Here is a 22,867-nt window from a genome sequence, read left to right on the forward strand (position 1 = left end):
ACAATAGAACATATAGTGAACATATGCGCGATTCGTCTCCTGTTCTTGCCCGGTTGAGGGAGAGCCTGCAACAGCTGGAGCCGCGCCGCTCGGCTACGCCAGCGGGGCTATTCGCGTTGGGGCATGACGGGGTGGACGCGGCACTAGGCGGTGGACTGGCGCGTGGGCGCTTGCATGAAATCTTTGCCGATCAGGAAGATGCCAGCAGCGGGGCGGGTGTTGCCGCCCTGTTCAGCCTGCGCGCGGGGGAAGGGCGTCCCTTCCTGTGGCTGCGCACCGAAGCGATGCAGAAACGGGTTGGAGGGTTGCACGCCACCGGCCTTGTCGAACTGGGGATCGATCCCGCCAATATGCTGCTGGTGCTGGCCCCTGACGAAGCCGCTTTGCTCCATGCAGCGGCGGAGGCGGCGCGTTGCGCCGGGCTGGGCGCGGTGCTGGTCGAAGGATGGGGGGCGATGCGCGGGCTGGACCTGACCGCCACTCGCCGCCTGATGCTGGCCGCCGAAGCATCGGGCGTCACCCTGTTCCTGCTGCGCATCGCCGCCGATACTGCGCCCAGCGCTGCCGATACACGCTGGCGGGTGAGCGCATCCCCCTCGATCGCGCTGGAAGCGGACGCGCCAGGGGCATCCCTGTTTCAAATCGAATTGCTGCGTCGGCGCGCCGGCCCCCCGGCCGGTCCCTGGCGCATGGAGTGGGACCGTGACCGACTTTGTTTCAGACGTCCTGCCAGTGATGGACGAACCATGGGAGGCGCAGAGCATGACGATCGCGACGCCAGCCTCCCGGCACCGCCGCTATCTCGCCCTGTTCTTCCCCTGGCTCCCGGCGGAGCGGTTGCGCCTGACCCGGCCCCATCTGTGCGCCGGGCAGGATGAACGGCCACGCGCCTTTGTCGAGAAGATCCGCGGCGCGTTGCGGCTGGCGGCGGTGGATGAGGCGGCAGCGGCGATGGGCCTGTCGCCCGGCCTGTCGATGGCGGACGCCCGCGCCCGCGTGCCCGATCTCGACCTGTTCGACCATGCCCCTCATGAGGATCAGGACTGGCTGGAGCGGCTGGCCGATGGCTGCACCCGCTACACCCCGACCGTCGCGCTCGATCCGCCCGACGGGCTGATCCTCGATACCAGCGGGTGCGATCATCTCTTTGGTGGAGAGGCCGGGCTGGCGGCCGATCTGGAGCGGCGGCTGGCGCGGCTGGGCGTGGCGGTGCGGCTGGCCTTTGCCGGAACGCCGGAGGGCGCGCGGGCGCTGGCCCGCTATGTGGCCGGGGCTGCATGCGACGAGGATAGCGCGATCCGCCGCCTGCCCGTAGCGGCGCTGGAACTGGAGGAGGAGGCGACGCTGGCGCTGCGCCGCGCGGGGCTGAAAACCATTGGCGATGTCGCGCGTCGGCCGATGCCCTCCATCGCCGCCCGTTTCGGCGCGGACGCGGTGATGGCGATCCGCCGGATCGTGGGGGAGGCGGACAGCGCGCTGACCCCGCGCCGGCTGGTCCCGCCGATGAGCGTGGAGCGGCGCTTTGCCGAACCGGTCGCGCGCACTGAAACCATGATGACGATCCTGGCTGAACTGGCAGGGGAGGCGGCAGGGATATTGGAGCAGAGGGGCCATGGCGGTCGCCGGTTCGAGGCGCTATTTTTCCGCAGCGACGGGCTGGTGCGCCGCCTGACCGTGGAAACCGGCGCGCCGATGCGGGATGTGCCTGCGCTGATGCGGTTGATCCGCGAGCGGATCGACAGCCTGAACGATCCGATCGATCCCGGATTCGGTTTCGACCTGCTGCGGCTGAACGTCCCGCTGACCGAACCGCTGGGCGCGTCGCAATTGCAGTTGGAGGGCGGCGCGACCGGCGAGGCGGCGGTGACCGCATTGGTCGAGCGTCTGAGCACCCGGCTGGGGCGCAACCGCGTCCGCCGCTTTGGCGCACGCGACAGCCATATGCCCGAACAGGCCGAATTTGCGCTGCCCGCGCTTGATACGTCGCCGTCCGGTCCGTGGACGACACCGGAACCGGGCGAGCCGCCGCTGCGTCCCATCCATCTGTTCGATCCGCCCCAGCCGATCGAGGTATTGGGCGCCGAAGTCCCCGACGGCCCGCCCCGCCGTTTCCGCTGGCGCCGGGCGTTGCACGAAGTCGCCCGGTTCGAAGGGCCGGAGCGGATCGCCGGGGAATGGTGGCGCAGGCGGCCCGTGTCGATCGAACTGCCCCGGCCCGGCAGCGATCCGGGCGAGGTCGATATTCGCTATCTGCTGGGCGATGCGCCGGACCATATTCGCGACTATTATCGGGTGGAGGACCGGCGCGGCCGCCGTTTCTGGATCTTCCGGCTGGGCTTCTTCGAGCCGGACAAGCCGATGCCGCGCTGGTATATGCACGGCCTGTTCGCATGAGCCGGGGGCGTGATCCGGGGCCGGAGGGGGAGGGGCGTCGGCCCATCGCTTTGGACGCGGCGTTGCGGGCGCGGCGATCCGAACCGCCATCGCCTGCGCCGGATTTCGCCGAAATGGTCGCGGCAACCAATTATAGTTTCCTGCGCGGTGCGTCCCACCCGGCCGATATGGTCGGACAGGCGCTGGCGCTGGGCCATGCGGGCATCGGCATTGCTGATCGCAACACGGTCGCCGGGGTGGTGCGGGCGTGGAGCGCGCTTAAATCGGTGCGCAAGATGTTGGTCGAGGATGCCGAGGATCAGGGCATCCGCACGGGCGAAACCCCACAGTCGGCTGCGGAGCGCCGTCATCTTGCGGCGCAGGCGCTGCCGCTGGCGCAGGCTTTCCGTCTCGTCACCGGCGCGCGGCTCTGCTTTGCCGACGGGACGCCGGACATTGTCGCCTACCCTGTCAACCGCCATGGCTGGGGGCGGCTGACCCGGCTGCTGAGCGTCGGCAATCTGAAAGAGACGGTGCAAAAGGGCGATTGCGACCTGCGCCTGTCGGACCTGATCGACCATGCGCAGGACATGGTCCTGATTGCTATGGCAGGGGAAGCGGACGAGGCGCTGCTGGCAGGGCTGGCGCAACGGGTGCCGGGTGCGCTGTGGATCGGCGTCACCATGCCGCGCGCCGGGCCGGACCGCCGCCGCCTTGCCCGGCTGGCGGCGATGGCCGGGCGGCTGGGGCTGCCGCTGCTTGCGACCTGCGACGCGCTCTATGCCATGGCGCAGGACCGACCGTTGCATGATGTCGTCACCTGTATCCGGCAGGGCGTGACCCTGCGGGAGGCCGGGCGGCGGCTGGAGGCGAATGCCGAACGGCACCTGAAACCCGCGCGCGAAATGGCCCGGTTGTTCCGCGACTGGCCGCAGGCGGTGGGGGCATGGCGCGATGTGCTGGACCGGATCGGGTTCGATCTGTCCCATCTGAAATATGAATATCCGCACGAGCCAGTGCCCGAAGGGTGGGCGGCGCAGGACTGGCTGGAACATGAAGTGCTGCGGCTGGCGGGAGATGCCTTTCCCGATGGCGTGCCGGATAGGGTCCATGCGATGCTGGCGGAAGAGTTCGCGCTGATCCGCAGCCGCAATTACGCCTGCTATTTTCTGACCGTCTATGAAGCGGTGCAGTTTGCCCGCAGCCTCGATCCACCGATCCTGTGCCAGGGACGCGGATCGGCGGCCAATTCGGCGGTCTGCTATTATCTGGGGATCACATCGGTTGATCCGACCAGGCATAACCTGCTCTTTTCCCGCTTCATTTCGGAGGATCGCGACGAACCACCCGATATCGACGTCGATTTCGAGCATGAACGGCGTGAGGAGGTGATCCAGCATATTTACGCCCGCTATGGTCGCGATCGCGCCGCCATAGCCGCGACCGTCATCCATTACCGCCCGCGCAGCACGGTGCGGGAAGTCGGCAAGGTGCTGGGCCTGTCGGAAGATGTCACCGCGCGGATCGGCAGCACCGTGTGGGGCAGCCATGCCAGCGGCATGGAGGAACGGCGCTTCCGTGATGCCGGGCTGGACGTGGGCAATCCGCTGGTCATGCAGTTGAAGGAACTGGTCGACCGGCTGCTGACCTTCCCGCGCCATTTGTCGCAGCATGTCGGAGGTTTCGTGCTGACGCAGGATCGGCTGGATGAAACCGTGCCGATCCACCATGCGGCAATGGCGGACCGCACATTTCTGGAGTGGGACAAGGATGATATCGACGCGCTGGGCCTGATGAAGGTCGACATACTGGCGCTGGGGATGCTCAGTTGCATCCGCAAGGGGTTTGCGCTGATGCGCGACCATGGCCTGGGCGACATGACGCTGGCGTCGGTGCCAGGCGAAGCGGCGCCGGTTTACGACATGCTGTGCCGGGGGGACAGTGTCGGCGTGTTCCAGGTCGAAAGCCGCGCCCAGATCAATATGCTGCCCCGCCTGCGCCCGCGTACCTTTTATGATCTGGCGGTGCAGGTTGCGATCGTGCGGCCTGGCCCGATCGAGGGGGATATGGTCCACCCCTATCTCGCCCGCCGGGCCGAGGCGCGCGATGGCAAGCCGCCTTCCTGGCGCTTTCCTTCGCCAGCCCCGCCGCACCCCGCCGATGAACTGCATCATGTGCTGGGCCACACCTATGGCGTGCCGCTATTTCAGGAGCAGGCGATGAAGCTGGCGATCACCGCCGCCAATTTCACGTCGGGGGAGGCGAACAAGCTGCGCCGGGCGATGGCGACCTTCCGCAATGTCGGGACGATCGGCGAATTTGAGGAAAAGATGATCGGCGGCATGGTGGCGCGTGGCTATGAACGCGCCTTTGCCCAGCGCTGCTATGACCAGATCAAGGGGTTTGGCAGCTATGGTTTTCCCGAAAGCCACGCCATATCCTTTGCCCGGCTGGTCTATGTGTCGGCCTGGCTCAAATGCTATCAGCCTGCCGTGTTCGCCGCTGCCTTGCTCAATGCGCAGCCAATGGGCTTCTACGCCCCGGCGCAGATCGTGCGCGACGCGATCGAACATGGCGTCATGGTGCGCGGCATCGACGTCAACGCCAGTGGCTGGGACAACGGGCTGGAGCCGATTGCGGTGGACGATCCCGATGCGCGCAAGCGCTGGACTCCGGCCAATCGCCGCTGGGGTGACATCGTGCCGCGCCACCGCAAGGATGGGGCGTTCGCGCTGCGGCTGGGCTTTCGCCAGATTGACAGCTTCCGTGAGGCGTGGGGGGAAGCGATTGCGGCTGATCGTGCGGCGTCCGGTCCCTTCGCCACGATCGAGGAATTGGGGCGGCGGGTGCGGCTGCCCGCCCGCGCGCTGCATTTGCTGGCCGATGCCGACGCCTGCCGCTCGATCGGGCGTGAGCGGCGCGATGCGGCCTGGGATGTGCGAAGGATGCCAGCGGGCGAATTGCCGCTGTTCGCCGCTGCCCGCGCGCGCGAACTGGGGGAAGAAGCCGATGCCGCCCTGCCGCCCATGCCTCTGTCCGAAGCGGTAGCGGCGGATTATCAGCTGACCCGCCTGTCGCTCAAGCAGCATCCCATGACCTTCCTGCGCCCCGTTTTCGCGGCCGAAGGCCTGTTGACCAGCGAGCAGGTCAGCAGCGTCAAGAATGGCACACGGGCAAAGGTTGCAGGCGTGGTGCTGGTGCGGCAGCGGCCCGGCAAGGGCAATGCGATCTTCGCCATGCTGGAAGATGAGACGGGTATCGTCAACATCCTGCTCTGGGCCAGAATGCTGGACCGCTATCGCCTGCCGCTGATGGCCGCGCGGCTGATGGAGGCGCATGGGGTGGTGCAGCGGGTGCGGGAAGGGCCGGTCGATGTGCTGCATCTGATGGCCGATCGCATCGTGGATCGCACCGCTGAACTCGACCGCCTGTCGGAAGATCATGCAACGGTGATAGAGGCGGGACCAGGCGACAAGGCGGTTCACCCGGTCATGTCGCGGATCCGCAGCCACGGCCATCCGCGTGACGTGCGGATATTGCCGGGATCGCGCGATTTTCATTAGCGATTTTGCGAAATGGTCGGGGAGACAGGATTCGAACCTGCGACATCCTGCTCCCAAAGCAGGCGCGCTACCAGACTGCGCCACTCCCCGACGCCCCGCGCCCTTAGCCGCCTATCGCGCGTCCCGTCAATCGGCGATCAGTGAAAGAAGAGCCAAAGTAGCAGAATGATGGGGATCGGCACCCCGATCAGCCATAATAACAGTCCCTTGCCCATGATATTCTCTCCTGTAACAGTTCAGAAACAACTGATGGAGCGGGACGGATGTTCCGGGGCAGGGGCGCAATGTCTCTGGCACAAACAAAAAGGGCGGGCTGTAGAGACAGCCCGCCCTTCGGAAATCTCGCTAAGGCGAAGATTACATCGCGTTCGCAGCGTTGTTGGCAGCGTTCGCAGCGTTGTCAGCAGCGTTCGTTGCATTTTCAGCAGCGTTCATGGCGTTGTCGACAACGTTTTCCACGACGGCGTTCGAAGCGTTCGCGGTTTCGTTGGCCGGCTTCTCACCGCAAGCGGCGAGGGCCATCAGGCTGGCCGAAGCGAAAACAGCAGCGATCTTCTTCATTGTGTACGGCTCCCATAGCATTATGCCGCGTCAGGCACGTTACAATGTGACCCTACGCGAGCGACCCGCATTAACGTGTGCGATGCACAAATCAATGCTTTTCTGCGCCGGTGAAACGATGGAATCACGCGACGGGGCGTTGTCTACTATAAAAGTTCACTTAATGCCCATGGATTCTTGCGCATTGGCAACAAGGTTTAACGTTACGGCCCAGGCGGCGACATTCTGCCGCAATTGCGCCAGGTCCACCTTGTCCAGCGTATCGTCGGGCGTGTGATGCAGCTCAAAATACCGGGTGCCGTCCTGTTGCAGGTCGATCACCGGCACGCCTGCCTTCACCAGCGGCGCAATGTCGGCGCCGCCGCCCGCTTCCTGCTTGCTGGCGCCGATGCCCAGCGGCGCGAGGGCCACTGAGATTCTGGTCGCGAGCGCATCATGCCCCTGCGGCAATTTGAAATCCACGCGCCACACACGATCGGCGCCAAAATCCGATTCAATCGCGAGCGCGTGTCTCTCCGTGCCATGCGCCTTGAAATAGGCCCGCGCCCCGTCGCCGCCGACTTCCTCGGCCCCGGCCATCAGCACGCGGATGGTGCGGCGGGGCTGGCCAGCCTTCGCCACCTGCAATGCCGCCGCTGCCGCGATGCCGCAGCCGGTCGCATCGTCGATCGCGCCCGTGCCCTGATCCCAGCTGTCGAGATGGCAGGCCGCGACCACCACGCCGGCCGCCGGATCGCTGCCGGGAATTTCCGCGATGACATTGCCCGACGGCTGGTCCTTGAGCATTTTCGATGTCAGCGTCAGGTGGAGCTTGACCGGCTGTCCCCGCCCGATCACGCGCGCCAGTTGCTCGGCATCCGGCACCGAAAGCGCGGCGGCGGGGATTGGCGTCACGCCATCGGCCCACATCTGAACACCGGTATGAGGCAGGCGATGATGGTCCGTCCCGATCGACCGGATCAATATGGCGATCGCACCCTTGCTGGACGCGATGCTGGGCCCCTGCCGCCGGGCGGCGCCGAAATAGCCATAGGAGGAGCCGTCCTGCGTTGCCGTCATGTCATGGCTGACAAAGGCGATCTTGCCTTTGACGCTGGCGGCGGGTGCGGCTTCAAGATCGGCGAGAGTCGGGAAATAGACGACTTCGCCTTCTATCCCCTTGTCCGGGGTCGAACCGCTATTGCCCAGCGCCGACAGCACCAGATTCTGCGGGAAGGGGGAGAGGATTTTCGCTTCGTCCCGGCCGCGCAGCCATACCGGCATCGTATAGGGTTCGGCGCGCACATTGCTGAACCCCAGCGCCTTGAGCTTCGCCACCGCCCACTCGCGCGCGCGCGCTTCCTGCGGCGTGCCGGCTGGACGCGGGCCGACTTCGGTGGTCAGGCCTTCGGTGAAATCCCATGCGACATCATCCTTGAGCGCGGCGTCGCGAATCGCGGCGCTGTCTGCCGGAGCGGCATGGGACAGGACGGGGGTGAAAAGGCTGCCTAGGAGGAGGGCGGCAAGCGTGCCCGATCGGATTTTCTGCATGGGTGGGAGCGTAGCGGGCCATCGCCCATTTGCCAATGCGTCCCGCCTCCGCTAACTCCGCGCCAAATCCTCTTTTCCTACCGTTGGAGCTGCCCAAACATGTCCGCCTCCTCGCAATATGCCTATGTCATGAAGAACATGACCAAGAGCTTCCCCGGCGCGGCCAAGCCGGTTCTGAGCAATATCAACCTGCAATTTTACCGTGGGTCCAAGATTGGCATCGTCGGCCCGAACGGCGCGGGTAAATCGACCCTGATCAAGATCATGGCCGGCATCGATACCGATTTTACTGGTGAAGCCTGGCCGGGCGAAAATATCAGCGTCGGCTATCTGCCACAGGAGCCGCAGCTCGACCCGACCAAGACCGTGCTGGAAAATGTGAAGGACGGCGCGCGCGAGACCGCGGACAAGATGGACCGTTTCAACGAGATCAGCATGATCATGGCCGATCCGCCGGAAGACGTCGATTTCGACGCGCTGATGGAGGAAATGGGCACGTTGCAGGAACAGATCGACGCAGTCGATGGCTGGACGCTCGACAACCAGCTGGAAATCGCGATGGAGGCGCTGCGTTGCCCGCCGTCCGACTGGTCTGTGGAAAATCTGTCAGGTGGTGAAAAGCGCCGCATCGCGCTGACCCGGCTGCTGATCCAGAAGCCCGACATCTTGCTGCTCGACGAACCGACCAACCATCTTGACGCGGAAAGCGTCACCTGGCTGGAAAATCATCTGAAGGAATATGCCGGGTCGGTCCTGATGATCACCCACGACCGCTACTTCCTCGACAATGTCGTCGGCTGGATTCTCGAACTCGATCGCGGAAAATATTTCCCCTACGAAGGCAATTACTCCACCTATCTGGAGAAGAAGGCCAAGCGTCTGGAGCAGGAGGATCGCGAAGCCTCCGGCCGCCAGAAGGCGATCAACGACGAACTGGAATGGATCCGGGCCGGTACCAAGGGCCGCCAGACCAAGTCCAAGGCGCGTATCAAGAAGTTCGAAGAGCTGGTCGCGGGACAGAACAACCGCTCGCCGGGCAAGGCGCAGATCGTCATCCAGGTGCCCGAACGTCTGGGCGGCAAGGTGATCGAATTCAAGAACATCACCAAGTCATTCGGCGACAAGCTGTTGTTCGAAGATCTGTCCTTCCTGTTGCCGCCGGGCGGCATCGTTGGCGTCATCGGGCCGAACGGCGCGGGTAAATCGACCCTGTTCAAGCTGATCACTGGCCAGGAACAGCCCGATTCGGGTGAGATCGACATCGGCACGACCGTACGACTTGGCTTTGTCGACCAGAGCCGCGATCATCTGGACGACAGCAAGAATGTCTGGGAAGAAGTGTCCGACGGCCTCGATTATGTGAAGGTCAACGGCCATGACATGTCGACGCGGGCCTATGTCGGCGCCTTCAACTTCAAGGGGCAGGACCAGCAAAAGAACGTCGGCAAGCTGTCGGGCGGTGAACGCAACCGCGTTCATATCGCCAAGATGCTGAAAAAGGGCGGCAACGTGCTGCTGCTCGACGAACCGACCAACGATCTGGACGTCGAAACGCTGGGCGCGCTGGAAGAAGCGATCGAAAATTTCGCGGGCTGCGCCGTGGTCATCAGCCATGACCGTTTCTTCCTCGACCGTCTCGCCACCCATATCCTTGCCTTTGAAGGCGACAGCCATGTCGAATGGTTCGAAGGGAATTTCGAGGCATATGAGGAAGATAAGCGCCGTCGCCTGGGCGATGCCGCCGATCGACCGACCCGGTTGGCCTACAAGAAGCTGACCCGCTGAAGCGCGATTAGGGAGGTGGGACGCAGTAAAGCTGCGTCCTACGTTCCCTCATTACCAAACGGGACTCTTCAGGCAGCGGGTCAAGCTGTACCTGGTCGTGCGTACGGTAGAGGCGCTCAGGGGCGAGCCATAAGCGCAATCACGATTGCATTGTCCGCAGAGCCAATTGCGCATTTTGCAATTGCAATGATAGCGCTATCAATACACAAGCAACGGGCCTTCCAGGCATCCTCTCCTAAACTCTCAAGGGCCGCTCCTTCACAGGGGCGGCCCTTTTTTAATTCAATATGGATATTGGGCGATGAGGCAGGGCGGTCCTTCGATGGCCTGGGCACATGAGGACATTCAATTCACCCGTTTGATCCAGACCTGCCCGCCTTCGCGCGATTCGGTGATGAAATTGGGTATCGCCTGCACAAGGTCGGACAGGCGCTTATAGCCATAGTTGCGCACGTCGAAGCTGGAACGGTTGCCCGCAAGCTGGCCCACCGATCCCAGCCGTACAAAACCGCGCTCGTCGCGTTTGACCGAATCATAGGCGTCGATGAGCAGCTTGATGACTTCCGCATCGACAGCTTTCTTGATGCTGGGAGCGGAGGGTTGCGCTGGGACCGGCGTGGGCGCTGGCGGCGCGGCTTTTGCGGGCTGCGTTTTCTTTTCGTCAGCCTTGCGCGCGCGCGCCGGGGGCGTTGTCTTCTCTACCACCGCATCGTCCGCATCGACCTCCGCCAGCGCCATGACGTCGATGAAGCGGGTGCAGGCGCGGCGGAAACCCTCCGGCGAACTCATCCGGCCAAAGCCATAGACCGGAATGCCCTGCTGCCGGATACGGGTCACCAGGGGAGTGAAATCGCTGTCGCTCGACATCAGGCCAAAGCCGCTCACCCGGCCGCTTGCCATAAGGTCCATCGCGTCGATCGTCATTTTCATGTCGGTCGCGTTCTTGCCTTTGGTGAGGTCGAACTGCTGTTGCGGCTCGATGGCCTGCGCGATCGACAGCGCCGCCCAACTTTTCAGCGTCGCTTTGCTCCAATTGCCATAGGCACGGCGGATATTGACCGTGCCCAGTTCCGCCAGCACCGTCATCACCGGATCGAAATGGGCCGCCGAGGCATTATCGGCATCGATCAGCAGGGCGATATTACCGCTCGGCCCATCCAGTGATGTCATGACATGTCCTTTCAGGCAGGCGCGAAGATGCCGCTCTGCTCATCCATGACATGCAACTGCCCGTCGGAAATGGCAAAGAATGCGCCGATCAGTTTCAATTCGCCCTTGCGCTCCTTTGACCGGACGCAGGGGAAGGTGCGCAGATTGGCAAGGCTGACCTTGACGCCTTCCTGCTCCATCGCCCGTTCCACGTCCCGGCTGCGATCATCCCCATATTGGGCGATCACCTTCGCCCGCGCGGGGTCCAGCAGTTCGATCCAGCTATGGATGAAGCCGCCGTCACCCGGTTCGGCGTCCTTCAGATCCTGACTGAGCGCCGCCTTGCAACCCCCGCATTTGCCATGACCCATGACAATGATTTCGTCGACTTCCAGCACCTGCACGGCAAATTCCAGCGCCGCCGACACGCCGTGGCGACCGGGCGTCGTTTCAAATGGCGGCACCAGAGCGGCGACATTGCGCACGACGAAAATCTCGCCTGGATTGGTGTCGAAAATCTGGGCGGGATCGACGCGACTGTCGGAACAGGCGATGATCATCACCTTGGGGCTTTGCCCTTCGTTCAGTTCGTCCCACCGCTCGCGCTGCTGGGACCATCCGGTCTGGCGGAACCGGCGATAGCCTTCGATCATGTTTGAAAAATCGGTCATGGGCTGGTCTGTGCCGCACAATATCGGGGCTGGCAAGTGTGACCATGGATCGCTATCTGGGGCGCATGAACGATATCGCTCCTATCCCCATGCCCGGTGACCCTGCCAAGCCGGAGCGTCTGCGCAAGCCCGACTGGATTCGCGTGAAGGCGCCGACCAGTCCGGCCTATCATGAGACCCGCAAGCTGATGCGGACCAAGGGGTTGAATACGGTTTGCGAGGAAGCGGCCTGCCCGAACATCGGCGAATGCTGGACCAAGAAGCATGCGACGGTGATGATCCTGGGCGATGTATGCACGCGGGCCTGCGCCTTTTGCAACGTCAAGACCGGGATGCCGCGCAAGGTTGACGTCAACGAGCCCCAGAATCTGGCCGATGCCGCCGCCGAAATGGGGTTGGAACATATCGTCATCACCTCTGTCGACCGCGACGATTTGCCCGATGGCGGCGCGTCGCAATTCGTGAAGGTGATCGAAGCGCTGCGCCGCACCACGCCCGGCACGACGATCGAAATCTTGACGCCGGACTTCCGCAACAAGCATGAGCGGGCGGTCGAGATGATCGTCACGGCGCGGCCCGACGTCTATAATCATAATCTGGAGACCGTTCCGCGCCTTTACCCGACCATCCGTCCTGGCGCGCGCTACTATGCCTCGCTGCGGCTGCTGGAGTCGGTCAAGCGGCTTGATCCCTCCATCTTCACCAAGTCCGGCATCATGCTGGGCCTGGGCGAGGAGCGGCTGGAGGTGCATCAGGTGATGGACGACATGCGCTCCGCAGACATCGATTTCCTGACCATGGGCCAATATCTTCAGCCCACGCCCAAACATGCCAAGGTGATCGAATTCGTTACCCCGGCTGCTTTCAACGCCTATGCCGCGATCGCGCGGGCGAAGGGCTTCCTGCAAGTCGCATCCAGTCCGCTCACCCGGTCCAGCTATCATGCTGGCGCAGACTTCGCCGAAATGCGCGCCGCGCGGGAAGCCAAGCTGGCAAAGGCTGCCCGGTAAGCCCATGCACCGGCATAATGAGACCCGGCATCTGCCCTACAGCCCGACCCAGATGTTCGATCTGGTCGCCGATGTCGCGCGCTATCCCGAATTCCTGCCCTGGATCAGCGCGATCCGAGTCCGTTCCGATAGCGACACGGAAATGGTCGCCGACATGATCGTCGGGTTCAAGGGGATCAAGGAAAGCTTCACCTCGCGCGTTCATAAGCATCGGCCGGACCATGTCCGGGTCGATTATCTCGACGGTCCGCTAAAGCATCTGCACAATGAATGGGCTTTTCGCGACGACGGACAGGGCGGAGTCCTGGTCGATTTCGAGGTCGAGTTCGCCTTCAAGAACCGGCTGTTCGAAATGCTGGCGGGGCAGATGTTTGACAAGGCGCTGCGCAAGATGATCGGCGCGTTCGAGACTCGCGCCGCCCAGCTTTACGCGCCGGACGAATCGGGCAGCAGCAGTTCGAGCGCGCACAGTGCGGCCTGAAGCCGCACGCCCCCGCGGCCATCATTATCAAAATGCCGCATGTCCGCGACGATCTTGTCGGGGCTTGCCCCGCGTTCGGCGCGGGCGAACACCACGGTGCCAACCGGTTTTTGCTCCGTTCCCCCGCCCGGCCCGGCGATCCCGGTGATCGCGACGGCGACATGGGCATGGCTGTTGAGCAAGGCGCCCTGCGCCATGGCCCAGGCCGTAGCGATGGACACCGCGCCAAATGTTTCCAGCACATCATGCGAAACCTTTAGAAGTTCCGCCTTCATATCATTGGAATAAGTGACGAATCCTGCCTCGAACACGTCGGACGAGCCTGCGATTTCCGTGAGCGCGGCGGACACCAGTCCCCCGGTGCAGCTTTCGGCGACGGCGATGGTCCGCCCGGCACGACGGTTGGCGATGATGACCCGGTCGGCAAGTTCGACCAGGATGGGGGGAAGAATGCTGTCTGGCATGGGATCAGGATAGCGCGGGAAGGGAGAGGGTGGCAACCGCTTGCGCCGCAATACCTTCGCGCCGCCCTGTAAAACCCAGCCGTTCGGTCGTGGTCGCCTTCACGCTGATCCGGTCTACCGGCAGGCCCAGTATCTCCCCGATCCGTGCCCGCATGGCGTCGCGATGAGGGCCGATCTTTGGCGCTTCGCAGATGATGGTCAGGTCGACATGATCGATCGTCCCGCCGCGCGCTGCGACCCGGTCGCCCGCATAAGCGAGGAAGCGGTCGGACGACGCCCCGCGCCATTGCGGGTCGGATGGTGGAAAGTGGCTGCCGATGTCGCCCTCCGCCAATGCGCCCAGCAACGCATCGACGATTGCGTGCAGCGCCACGTCGGCGTCGCTATGCCCGGCCAGCCCGCGATCATGGGGTACGCGAATGCCGCCCAGCCATAATTCTTCATCCGCGGCGAGGCGATGGACGTCATAGCCCATGCCAACGCGCACAGTGCGGGCGCTTGCCAGCCGGGCCTCTGCGCGGGCGAAATCCTGTGGATAGGTCAATTTTTCCAGCCCTTCATCGCCAGCGACCAATATGACATCATGACCCTGCTCTTTCAAAATCTGCGCGTCGTCCGTGGCTTCGCGGCTTTCGTCCCAGCAGCGGTGCGCGGCCAATATCGTGTCGAACATGAAGGCTTGCGGCGTCTGGACCCGAAACAGGCCATCGCGCGCGACGCCATCGCCCATCGCGCCATCCGCACCCCGCACCAGCGTATCGGCGACCGGCAGCACCGGAATCGCCCCCTGCGCATCGTCGAGCGCGCCGAGCAGCCGGTCTATCACGGCAGTAGGCACGAAAGGCCGCGCGGCGTCGTGGATCAGCACCCGATCGGCCCCGCCCGTTGCCGTAATCGCTTCCAGCCCCGCGCGCACCGACCCGCGCCGACTGTCGGCGCCTTCGGTCAAGCCAGCAATGGCGCGATCCGCCAGCAGCGCGCGCACCTGCGTTTCCTGCCCGGCGCCGATGACCAGGTGGATCGCATCGATCCCTCCATGCGCCATCATGGCGTCGACGGCATGGAGGATAACAGCCTTGCCACCGATGGTTCGGAATTGCTTGGGAATGTCGCCGCCCACGCGACTGCCGGTGCCAGCAGCTACCAGCAGGGCAACGGTCCTGTGCCTGTTGTCAGTCATGGCGCGGGGCATAGACGCTTGCACGCACCCCCGCCAGACCCCTTCGCTTGCTCCATCGACCAATAACCGCTATGGGCTGCCTGTTTTTTAGGCACTATCCTTTGAGTATCATGCGCAGGCTTTCCCCCATATCCATCGGTCCGCTGACGATCGACATGCCCGTCGTGCTGGCGCCGATGACTGGCGTAACTGACATGCCGTTCCGCACATTGGTGCGCCGCTATGGCTGCGGCCTCAATGTGACGGAGATGATCGCGACTGCGGCGATGATCCGGGAAACCCGCCAGTCTTTGCAAAAGGCCGCCTGGCATCCGCTGGAAGAACCGGTGTCGATGCAATTGGCTGGCTGCTCACCCGCCGAAATGGCCGATGCCGCGAAGCTCAACGCGGATCGGGGAGCGGCGATCATCGACATCAATATGGGCTGCCCGGTCAAGAAGGTGGTCAATGGTGACGCGGGGAGCGCACTGATGCGCGACCTGCCGCTGGCCGCCGCGCTGATCAAGGCGACGGTCGAGGCGGTGGACGTGCCCGTGACGGTCAAGATGCGGATGGGCTGGGACCATAGTAGCCTCAACGCGCCTGAACTGGCGCATATTGCCGAGGATCTGGGCGCGAAGCTGATTACCGTTCACGGTCGGACCCGCTGCCAGATGTACAAGGGATCGGCGGATTGGGGTTTCATCCGTTCCGTCAAGGACGCCGTCAAGCTGCCGGTCATCGCTAATGGCGACATTTGTTCGATCGAAGACGCGGATATGGCGCTGGAACAGAGCGGCGCGGACGGGGTGATGATCGGGCGGGGTGCCTATGGGCGACCTTGGCTGATCAGTCAGGTCATGGCATGGCTCGACCGGGGCGAGCGCGTGCCCGACCCAACGCTGGAAGAACAATATCACGTTATCATAGGGCATTATAAGGCAATGCTCGAACATTATGATAATTATACCGGTGTCAATATGGCACGTAAGCATATCGGCTGGTACACCAAGGGGCTGACCGGATCGGCCGAGTTCCGCCATGCGGTCAATCAAGAGCCGAACGCGGACAAGGTTCTGGACATGCTCGCCCGCTTCTACGAACCGCTGATTGCAGGCGGTGCAGAGGCGGTGGATGCGCGTCAGGCGGCATGACCGGCGCGCAGCCGCTGGTGCCGCCGCTACGGATGCAGCAGGACGGGCCATCGCTGGCCGAACAGATGACGGCGCTGCCGGTGGCGACTTTGTTGGTCCGGCCCGACAACAGCATTGCCGAAGCCAATGTGCGCGCCGAAACCCTGCTCAACATGGCCCGTTCCGCCATCGTCGGCAGCGATGTCGCACGCACCATTCGTATCGCGGAGGCGGGGGCGCGCTTCGACATCTGGCACAGTCAGAAGCCGATCGCTGCCTATGATATCAAGGTCCATGCCGGGCGCACCGCCGAAATGGAGGTCGACCTGATGATCGCGCCGATCGTCGATCATGACGGCTGGCGTGTCGTGTCGCTCCATGCGCAAAGCCAAGCACGCAAGATCGGCCATCGCGGCACGTCGGGCGGTGCGCGATCCGCCATGGGCGCGGCGGCTATTCTGGCGCATGAGATCAAGAACCCGCTGTCGGGCATACGCGGCGCGGCCCAATTGCTGGAAGGTGGGCAGGGCGGGCGCGATGCGGCGCTGACCCAACTGATCTGCAATGAGGTTGATCGGATCGCGGCGCTGATCGACCGGATGCAGGATTTTACCACCGATCGCACGCTGGAATGTCGTCCGGGCAACATCTATCCCCTGATCGACCGGGCGGCAGACATCGCCGCAGCAGGATTTGCAAGAAATATCCGTATTATAAAGCGTTATGACCCATCCCTGCCATTCGCCAATATCAATGACGATGCGCTGGTACAGGTCATGATCAACCTGCTCAAAAATGCTGCGGAGGCATTGGAGCATGTCGCCAAGCCCCGCATTCGGGTCGAAACGGCGTTCCGGCACGGTGTGTCGGTGATGGTTGGCGGAGGCAAGGGCAGTGCGGTGCTGCCCATCGAGATCGTGGTGGTCGACAATGGACCGGGGGTGCCGGAACATATTCTGGACCATCTCTTCAACCCCTTCATCACCGGCAAGCGCGATGGGCAGGGGTTGGGCCTGGCGCTGGTGGACAAGCTGGTGCGGGATATGAACGGATTTGTGCAATATGCGCGCGATGCGGAGGCAGGCGAATCCACCTTCCGCATCCTGTTGCCGATGGGGATGGGCTGATGGCCGCGACGGGAACGGTGCTGGTGGTCGATGATGATCCGGCTATCTGCGTGGTGGTTGGTGAAGCGCTGCGGCGGCAGGGGCACAAGGTCAAGACCGCCGGGTCGATCCGCGAGCGCGCCGCCCTGATGGACAGTTTCACGCCCGATGTGCTGATCACGGACGTGATGCTGCCCGATGGCGACGGGTTGGAAGGGGTGGCTGACATCATCGCCGACCGCCCGGCGCTCAGCGTCATCATCCTGTCGGCGCAGAACACGCTCAACACGGCGATTCGCGCGACCGAAAAGGGCGCGTTTGAATATCTGCCCAAGCCGTTCGATCTGAACGAACTGACTCGTGCCGTGTCCGATGCGCTGGGCACCCGGGAGGCTGAAAATGGAGAGGTGGAGGAGGGAGAGGGGGCTCTACCCCATGACGGGCTGCCGCTCGTCGGGCGATCGCCTGCGATGCAGGAAGTCTATCGGACCATTGCGCGCGTGCTGTCCAACGACCTGTCGATCCTGGTGCTGGGCGAATCGGGCACCGGCAAGGAATTGGTGGCCGAAGCCATCCACAGTCTGGGCCAGCGCCGGACCAAGCCTTTCGTCGCGATCAACATGGCCGCCATCCCGCGCGAATTGATCGAAGCAGAACTATTTGGTTATGAAAAGGGCGCTTTCACCGGCGCCCACGCCCGTACCGCCGGGAAATTCGAGCAGGCGCAGGGTGGCACGCTGTTCCTCGACGAAATCGGCGACATGCCGATGGAGGCGCAGACCCGGCTGCTGCGGGTGTTGCAATCGGGCGAAGTGACGACGGTTGGCGGCTCCAAACCTGTTCGGGTCAATGTCCGCATTATCGCGGCGACCAACAAGCATCTGCCGCAACTGATCGAGGAAAACCGGTTCCGGCAAGACCTCTATTATCGCCTGAATGTCGTGCCGATTTCCCTGCCCGCGCTGCGTGAACGGCGCGAGGATGTGATCCTGCTCGCCCGCCATTTTCTGGAGCGCGCCGCGCAGGAAGGCTTGCCGCGCAAGACGCTGGCGGACGATGCGACCCAATTGCTGATGGTCTATCACTGGCCGGGCAATGTCCGCGAATTGCAGAATATGATGCAGCGTCTGGCGGTGCTGAGCCGCGAAAATGTCATCACTGGCGAGATATTGCGCAACATGCTGCCGTTGGAGGCGGTTCCGGCCGACTATGCCGCCCCTGCCGATCATCTGGCCCATGCCGTGCGCGACTGGGCGCGGCGGCAATTGGGCGTCGGCATCGGTCAGCCCAACCGCAACCTGCATGATGACCTGCTGGCTGTCATCGAGCCGATCCTGTTGCAGGAAGTGCTGGCGACGGTCGATGGCAACCAGATCCGCGCCGCCGGCTTGCTGGGCATCAACCGCAATACGCTGCGCAAGAAGCTGACCGATTATGGGCTGGACCCGCTGCAACTGCGCCTGATTGATTGATCCAGATCATCATCGTGCGAGACGAACGGATGGCCTGGATCGACCAGTAACAGCAGAAGCGACAATTACTGTGTTTGATCGGGCACGGGGTTGTTGTAACAAAGCCACTATGAGCGGCGCGACTACAGTTTCACGGCGGGTGCCTGGATGGCGGAAGCATTTGCCGCCTTTCCTGCGCCGACGGCGTCTGGCGGCGCTGGTCGAAGCTGTGACCCTGGCGCTGTTCGTGGGCATGGCGGTGCTGACCTACCGACTCGTATCGAGTAGCGGCCAATCCTATGCGCTGCTGACCCCGCCGATCGTGGCGCTGTTGCTGGTCGCCAATCTGGTGCCTGCCATCGCCCTGCTGGTGCTGCTGGGGCGGCGTGTCGCCAAGCGGCGCGCGGCGGCTTCGGCCATTGGCAGCGATGGCCAGTTGCACGTTCGGCTGGTCGCCATCTTCTCGATCGTTGCCAGCGTTCCCATGCTGCTGGTCGTGATCTTCGCCTCGCTCCTGTTTCAATATGGCGTGCAGTTCTGGTTTTCCGACAGCGCGCGCGGAATGTTGCAAAATGCCAGCGATCTGGCGCGCGGTTATTATGAGCAAAATCTGCGCGAAGTCGGCGATGAAACGGTCACCATGGCGAGCGATCTGCGCGACTATCTGGCCCAGTCGAAGGTCAGCAGCCCGCGCTTTGCCGAGGGCTTCATCTATCAGGTCGTAACCCGCAAACTCAATCGTTCGGCCATCATCGAAGTCGGCAAGGATGGCGTCGCCCGCACCGCCGCCACGGTCGACCCGGAAAACCGCCCCGCCGCGCAGATGTTGACGGATGCCGTGATCAAGCGGCTGAACGCAGGCGAAAATGTGGTCGTGCAGGCCAAGCCGCAGCAGATCGAGGCTGTGACGCTGCTCTATCCGAATTCGAAAATCTATCTTTATGCCACCCGCGATTCCGGGTCCTGGGCGTTCAGCAATGTCGAGCGCGCGCAAAAGGTGATCGCCGATTATGATATGTTTTCGGCGCAATCGCGCGCGTTGCAGCTCCGCTTCAACATCGCCCTGTTTGTGGGATCGCTGCTGCTGGTGGGCATTGCGGTCTATATCGCGCTGGCCGTTGCCGACTGGATGGTCCGGCCTGTCAATGAACTGGTGACGGCGGCCCGCCGGATCACGGCGGGTGATCTGTCCGCGCGTGTCACCAGCCCGCTTGCCCGCGACGAAATCGGCACGCTGGCGTCCGCCTTCAATCGCATGACCCAGCGGCTGGAGGCGCAGACCGGGGCGCTGGTCGCCGCCAACAGTCAGCTGGACGAACGCCGCGCCTTTATCGAGGCGATCCTGTCGGGCGTGACTGCTGGCGTGCTGTCGGTCGATCGCAAGGGCGTGATCCAGTTGCTCAACCGATCGGCTGCGGCGATATTGGTGGAGGAAGGCGACGACCCGGTCGGCCGCCTGCTCAGCGACGTGTCGGTCGATCTGGCAGACCTGATCGCCTCGGACGAAAGCGCGGGGATCGTGCAGGTCCGCGCCCATGGCGATTTGCGGACGCTGGCGGTCAAGGTATCGGACGATGCGTCCGGCCATATCCTGACCTTCGACGACATTACGCAGCAGCTATCCGACCAGCGCCGCGCTGCCTGGTCCGACGTGGCCCGCCGCATCGCGCATGAGATCAAGAATCCGCTGACGCCGATTCAACTGGCCGCAGAACGGCTCCAGCGTCGCTATGCCGACGAAATCAGCAGCGACCGGTCGACCTTCACCCGGTTGACGGGCACGATCGTGCGGCAGGTGGGCGACCTGCGCCGTATCGTTGATGAATTCTCCTCTTTCGCGCGGATGCCCAAACCCGTGTTCCGGCGCGAGACGGTGGGCGATATTGCCCGACACGCGCTGTTCCTGCACGAAGTGGCGCATCCCGACATTCGCTTTGATTATCATGCCGACGCGCCTGATCTGGAACTGGTATGCGACCGGCGCCAGTTGGGACAGGCGCTGACGAACATCGTCAAGAATGCGGTGGAAGCCATCGAGCCCAAGCCCGAACCGGCAGACGGTCAGCCGCGCGGGCATATATCGATGCAGGTCGCGCAGGTGGACGAGGATCTGGTCATCACCGTGCGCGATGACGGTATCGGCCTGCCCCCCGAACGGGAGCGCATATTGGAACCCTATATGACCACGCGGACCAAGGGGACGGGTCTGGGCCTCGCCATCGTCAAGAAGATTGTCGAGGAGCATCTGGGGGAAATTCGTTTCGACGACGCGCAGGGGGGCGGCGCATCGGTAACATTGCGCTTTGCTGCGGCGGCGCTGGAAAAATTGGAAGAAGGGCAGGCTATCGCCATGCCCAAAGGAAAAGTGACGGCCAATGGCGCTTGATATTCTGATAGTCGATGATGAAGAGGATATTCGCGATCTGGTCGCGGGTGTGCTGGAGGATGAGGGCTTTACCACACGCACCGCCGCCAACAGCGACAGCGCGATCGAGGCGCTGGATTCGCGCCGTCCATCGCTGGTCCTGCTGGACGTGTGGTTGCAGGGATCGCGCATGGATGGCCTGGAGCTGCTGGACGAGATCAAGCGGCGCGATCCGACGATTCCGGTGCTGATGATTTCCGGCCATGGCAATATCGACACGGCCGTCGCCGCGATCCGCAAGGGCGCCGCCGATTTCATCGAAAAGCCGTTCGAGGCCGACCGGCTGCTGCATCTGGTCAGCCGAGCAACCGAGACGGAACGGTTGCGGCGCGAAAATCAGGTGTTGCGCGCGCGGTTCGGGCAGGATGATGAACTGACCGGGACATCGGCGGCGGTCAACGGCGTGCGCGCCACGATCAAGAAGGTCGCGGGAACCGGCAGCCGCGTCCTCATTTCCGGCCCGGCGGGCGTCGGCAAGGAAGTCGCCGCGCGGATGCTCCATAGCTGGAGCGGGCGTGCTGATTCGCCTTTCATCATCGTCGCCGCCGCCCGGATGGACCCGGACCGGGTAGAGGAGGAACTGTTCGGTCTGGAGGATCAGAGCGGTCTGGTCCGTCCGGGCTATCTGGAACAGGCGCATGGCGGCACGCTCTATATCGACGAAGTTGCCGACATGCCGATCACGACGCAGGGCAAGATATTGCGCGTCCTGACCGACCAGAGCTTCACCCGTGTGGGTGGCCAGCGCCAGGTCAAGGTCGATGTACGGGTCATTTCCTCGACCGCGCGCGATCTGTCGACCGAGATTGAAGAGCGCCGCTTCCGGGAGGATCTTTTCTATCGGCTGAACGTCGTGCCGCTGGTCATTCCGCCCCTGTCCGAACGGCGCGATGATATTCCGCCGCTGGTCGAACATTATCTCGCCCGCTTCGCCGCGGAACGGCGCGTGCCGCCGCCAGATATGGCGAGTGACGCGATGGCCGCCCTGCAGGCCAATGAATGGCCGGGTAACGTCCGTCAGTTGCGCAATGTCATCGAACGCACGATGATCCTGGCGCCCGGTGATCGGATTGGCCGGATCGAACTGGACATGCTGCCCGCCGAACTGACCAGCAGTGGCGGCGGCGAAGGTATGGGGCAGTCCGCCATCATGGGCGCGCCGTTGCGGGAAGCGCGCGAAAGTTTCGAGCGGGAATATCTGCGTATCCAGATCCGCCGTTTTTCCGGCAATATATCGCGCACGGCTACTTTCATCGGCATGGAGCGATCGGCATTGCACCGTAAACTCAAGCTGTTGGGCATCACTGACGGCAAGGAATAGCAACAGCGATCAGGGGCGTGCCATTCCCCATGGACGCCCCTTCGCAATTGCGATACGATTGTTCCTGACCCCCGACAAGCGGGGGCAGGCAAGACACCCTGCCCAGGGGTGCAAGAGCGGGTAACGTCCCGCCAAGAATAAAGGACCGGCAGAGACCATGGCCGATAAAGTGAACAATCTTCAGGATATTTTCCTGAACAGCCTGCGCAAGAGCAAGACCCCGGTGACCATGTTTCTGGTCAAGGGCGTAAAGTTGCAGGGCATCATCACCTGGTTCGACAATTTTTCCGTGCTGCTGCGCCGCGATGGCCAGTCCCAACTGGTGTACAAGCACGCGATTTCCACCGTGATGCCTGCCCAGTCGATGGATCTGACCGATCTGCGCAAGGCGAGCGATGGCAATGGCAAGGCCAAGCTGTTGCAGGAAATCTTCCTGACTGCGGTGCGCAAGTCTGGCAGCCCGGTGACCATGTTCCTGGTCAATGGCGTAATGCTTCAGGGCGAAATCGCCGCCTTTGATCTGTTCTGCATGTTGCTGGAGCGCGACGGGATGGTTCAGCTTGTCTACAAGCACGCCATTTCGACGGTTCAGCCGCTCCATTCGCTCGACCTGTCGGGCGAAAACGAACAGGACGACTGATCCTGCACGGCGCGCTTGGTCGCTTCCCTTCTATAGAGCGTCTGG

At 63.2% G+C, this 22,867-nt stretch carries 18 protein-coding genes and 1 tRNA gene; 12 read left to right on the forward strand and 7 right to left on the reverse strand.

Annotated features, from left to right (window positions below; genetic code table 11):
- Positions 1-23: 23 nt before the first annotated feature.
- From FE851_RS06055 to FE851_RS06065, 3 genes are read left to right on the forward strand one after another with little or no spacing between them, the layout of a single operon-like run.
- Positions 24-878 carry an ImuA family protein gene (locus FE851_RS06055; RefSeq protein WP_145200699.1) on the forward strand — a complete coding sequence of 285 codons (855 nt, stop codon included), beginning with the start codon at positions 24-26 and terminating at the stop codon, positions 876-878.
- Positions 763-2,394 carry a Y-family DNA polymerase gene (locus FE851_RS06060; protein ID WP_261370974.1) on the forward strand — a complete coding sequence of 544 codons (1,632 nt, stop codon included), beginning with the start codon at positions 763-765 and terminating at the stop codon, positions 2,392-2,394. Before FE851_RS06055 ends, FE851_RS06060 begins: the two co-directional genes overlap by 116 nt.
- Positions 2,391-5,936 carry an error-prone DNA polymerase gene (locus FE851_RS06065; protein WP_145200702.1) on the forward strand — a complete coding sequence of 1,182 codons (3,546 nt, stop codon included), beginning with the start codon at positions 2,391-2,393 and terminating at the stop codon, positions 5,934-5,936. The genes FE851_RS06060 and FE851_RS06065 overlap by 4 nt, the downstream gene beginning before the upstream one ends.
- A gap of 13 nt (positions 5,937-5,949) precedes the next feature.
- Here FE851_RS06065 and FE851_RS06070 read toward each other — a convergent pair.
- From FE851_RS06070 to FE851_RS06080, 3 genes are all read right to left on the reverse strand, one after another.
- Positions 5,950-6,026, reverse strand: a tRNA-Pro gene (locus tag FE851_RS06070).
- Positions 6,027-6,293: 267 nt separating this feature from the next.
- On the reverse strand, positions 6,294-6,497 hold the full coding sequence (locus FE851_RS06075) for a hypothetical protein (protein ID WP_017184550.1): 204 nt from the start codon (positions 6,495-6,497) through the stop codon (positions 6,294-6,296).
- A 156-nt stretch (positions 6,498-6,653) separates the two neighbouring features.
- Positions 6,654-8,027 carry a M20/M25/M40 family metallo-hydrolase gene (locus FE851_RS06080; protein ID WP_145200705.1) on the reverse strand — a complete coding sequence of 458 codons (1,374 nt, stop codon included), beginning with the start codon at positions 8,025-8,027 and terminating at the stop codon, positions 6,654-6,656.
- 99 nt (positions 8,028-8,126) lie between these two features.
- Here FE851_RS06080 and ettA point away from each other — a divergent pair, with 99 nt between their 5' ends.
- Positions 8,127-9,812 carry an energy-dependent translational throttle protein EttA gene (gene ettA, locus FE851_RS06085; protein ID WP_017184548.1) on the forward strand — a complete coding sequence of 562 codons (1,686 nt, stop codon included), beginning with the start codon at positions 8,127-8,129 and terminating at the stop codon, positions 9,810-9,812.
- A gap of 345 nt (positions 9,813-10,157) precedes the next feature.
- Here the strand turns inward: ettA and FE851_RS06090 are convergent, their stop codons facing one another.
- Both FE851_RS06090 and FE851_RS06095 read right to left on the reverse strand, forming a co-directional pair.
- Positions 10,158-10,982, reverse strand: coding sequence for an NYN domain-containing protein (locus tag FE851_RS06090; RefSeq protein WP_145200708.1), 825 nt, complete (start codon positions 10,980-10,982; stop codon positions 10,158-10,160).
- 11 nt (positions 10,983-10,993) lie between these two features.
- Positions 10,994-11,632, reverse strand: a complete 639-nt coding sequence (locus tag FE851_RS06095) for a carbonic anhydrase (protein WP_017184546.1) — start codon at positions 11,630-11,632, stop codon at positions 10,994-10,996.
- A 44-nt stretch (positions 11,633-11,676) separates the two neighbouring features.
- Between FE851_RS06095 and lipA the strand changes: the two genes are divergently transcribed.
- Positions 11,677-12,642 (forward strand): lipoyl synthase, encoded by a 966-nt coding sequence (gene lipA / locus FE851_RS06100; RefSeq protein WP_186378763.1) that lies wholly within the window; start codon positions 11,677-11,679, stop codon positions 12,640-12,642.
- Between the two features lie 4 nt (positions 12,643-12,646).
- The gene (locus FE851_RS06105; protein WP_026002657.1) at positions 12,647-13,123 is read left to right on the forward strand and encodes a type II toxin-antitoxin system RatA family toxin; all 477 of its coding nucleotides are present in this window, start codon (positions 12,647-12,649) and stop codon (positions 13,121-13,123) included.
- Here FE851_RS06105 and FE851_RS06110 read toward each other — a convergent pair.
- Both FE851_RS06110 and FE851_RS06115 read right to left on the reverse strand, forming a co-directional pair.
- The gene (locus FE851_RS06110) at positions 13,069-13,587 is read right to left on the reverse strand and encodes a CinA family protein (protein ID WP_017184543.1); all 519 of its coding nucleotides are present in this window, start codon (positions 13,585-13,587) and stop codon (positions 13,069-13,071) included. The two genes, FE851_RS06105 and FE851_RS06110, sit on opposite strands and share 55 nt — an antisense overlap.
- Before the next feature lie 4 nt (positions 13,588-13,591).
- Positions 13,592-14,779: a bifunctional 2-C-methyl-D-erythritol 4-phosphate cytidylyltransferase/2-C-methyl-D-erythritol 2,4-cyclodiphosphate synthase gene (locus FE851_RS06115; protein WP_145200714.1), complete on the reverse strand. Its 1,188-nt coding sequence runs from the start codon at positions 14,777-14,779 to the stop codon at positions 13,592-13,594.
- Positions 14,780-14,877: 98 nt separating this feature from the next.
- On the opposite strand from FE851_RS06115, the gene dusB reads away from it, so the two are divergent.
- The 6 genes from dusB (at position 14,878) to hfq (ending at position 22,822) form a co-directional block, all read left to right on the forward strand.
- Entirely contained in the window at positions 14,878-15,900 is a 1,023-nt protein-coding gene (gene dusB, locus FE851_RS06120; RefSeq protein WP_130753065.1) for a tRNA dihydrouridine synthase DusB, read from the forward strand.
- Positions 15,897-17,006, forward strand: coding sequence for a two-component system sensor histidine kinase NtrB (locus FE851_RS06125; protein ID WP_017184540.1), 1,110 nt, complete (start codon positions 15,897-15,899; stop codon positions 17,004-17,006). Before dusB ends, FE851_RS06125 begins: the two co-directional genes overlap by 4 nt.
- Positions 17,006-18,457: a nitrogen regulation protein NR(I) gene (gene ntrC, locus FE851_RS06130; RefSeq protein ID WP_145200717.1), complete on the forward strand. Its 1,452-nt coding sequence runs from the start codon at positions 17,006-17,008 to the stop codon at positions 18,455-18,457. Before FE851_RS06125 ends, ntrC begins: the two co-directional genes overlap by 1 nt.
- A gap of 109 nt (positions 18,458-18,566) precedes the next feature.
- Positions 18,567-20,822 (forward strand): ATP-binding protein, encoded by a 2,256-nt coding sequence (locus FE851_RS06135; RefSeq protein WP_145200720.1) that lies wholly within the window; start codon positions 18,567-18,569, stop codon positions 20,820-20,822.
- Entirely contained in the window at positions 20,812-22,182 is a 1,371-nt protein-coding gene (locus tag FE851_RS06140) for a sigma-54-dependent transcriptional regulator (protein ID WP_019053683.1), read from the forward strand. Before FE851_RS06135 ends, FE851_RS06140 begins: the two co-directional genes overlap by 11 nt.
- Before the next feature lie 157 nt (positions 22,183-22,339).
- A complete protein-coding gene (gene hfq, locus FE851_RS06145; protein WP_006960545.1) occupies positions 22,340-22,822 on the forward strand; it encodes an RNA chaperone Hfq in 483 nt (160 codons plus the stop codon).
- Positions 22,823-22,867 lie beyond the last annotated feature (45 nt).

The sequence above is a fragment of the Sphingobium sp. B2 genome (genome assembly GCF_007693735.1).
Lineage (GTDB): Bacteria > Pseudomonadota > Alphaproteobacteria > Sphingomonadales > Sphingomonadaceae > Sphingobium > Sphingobium xenophagum.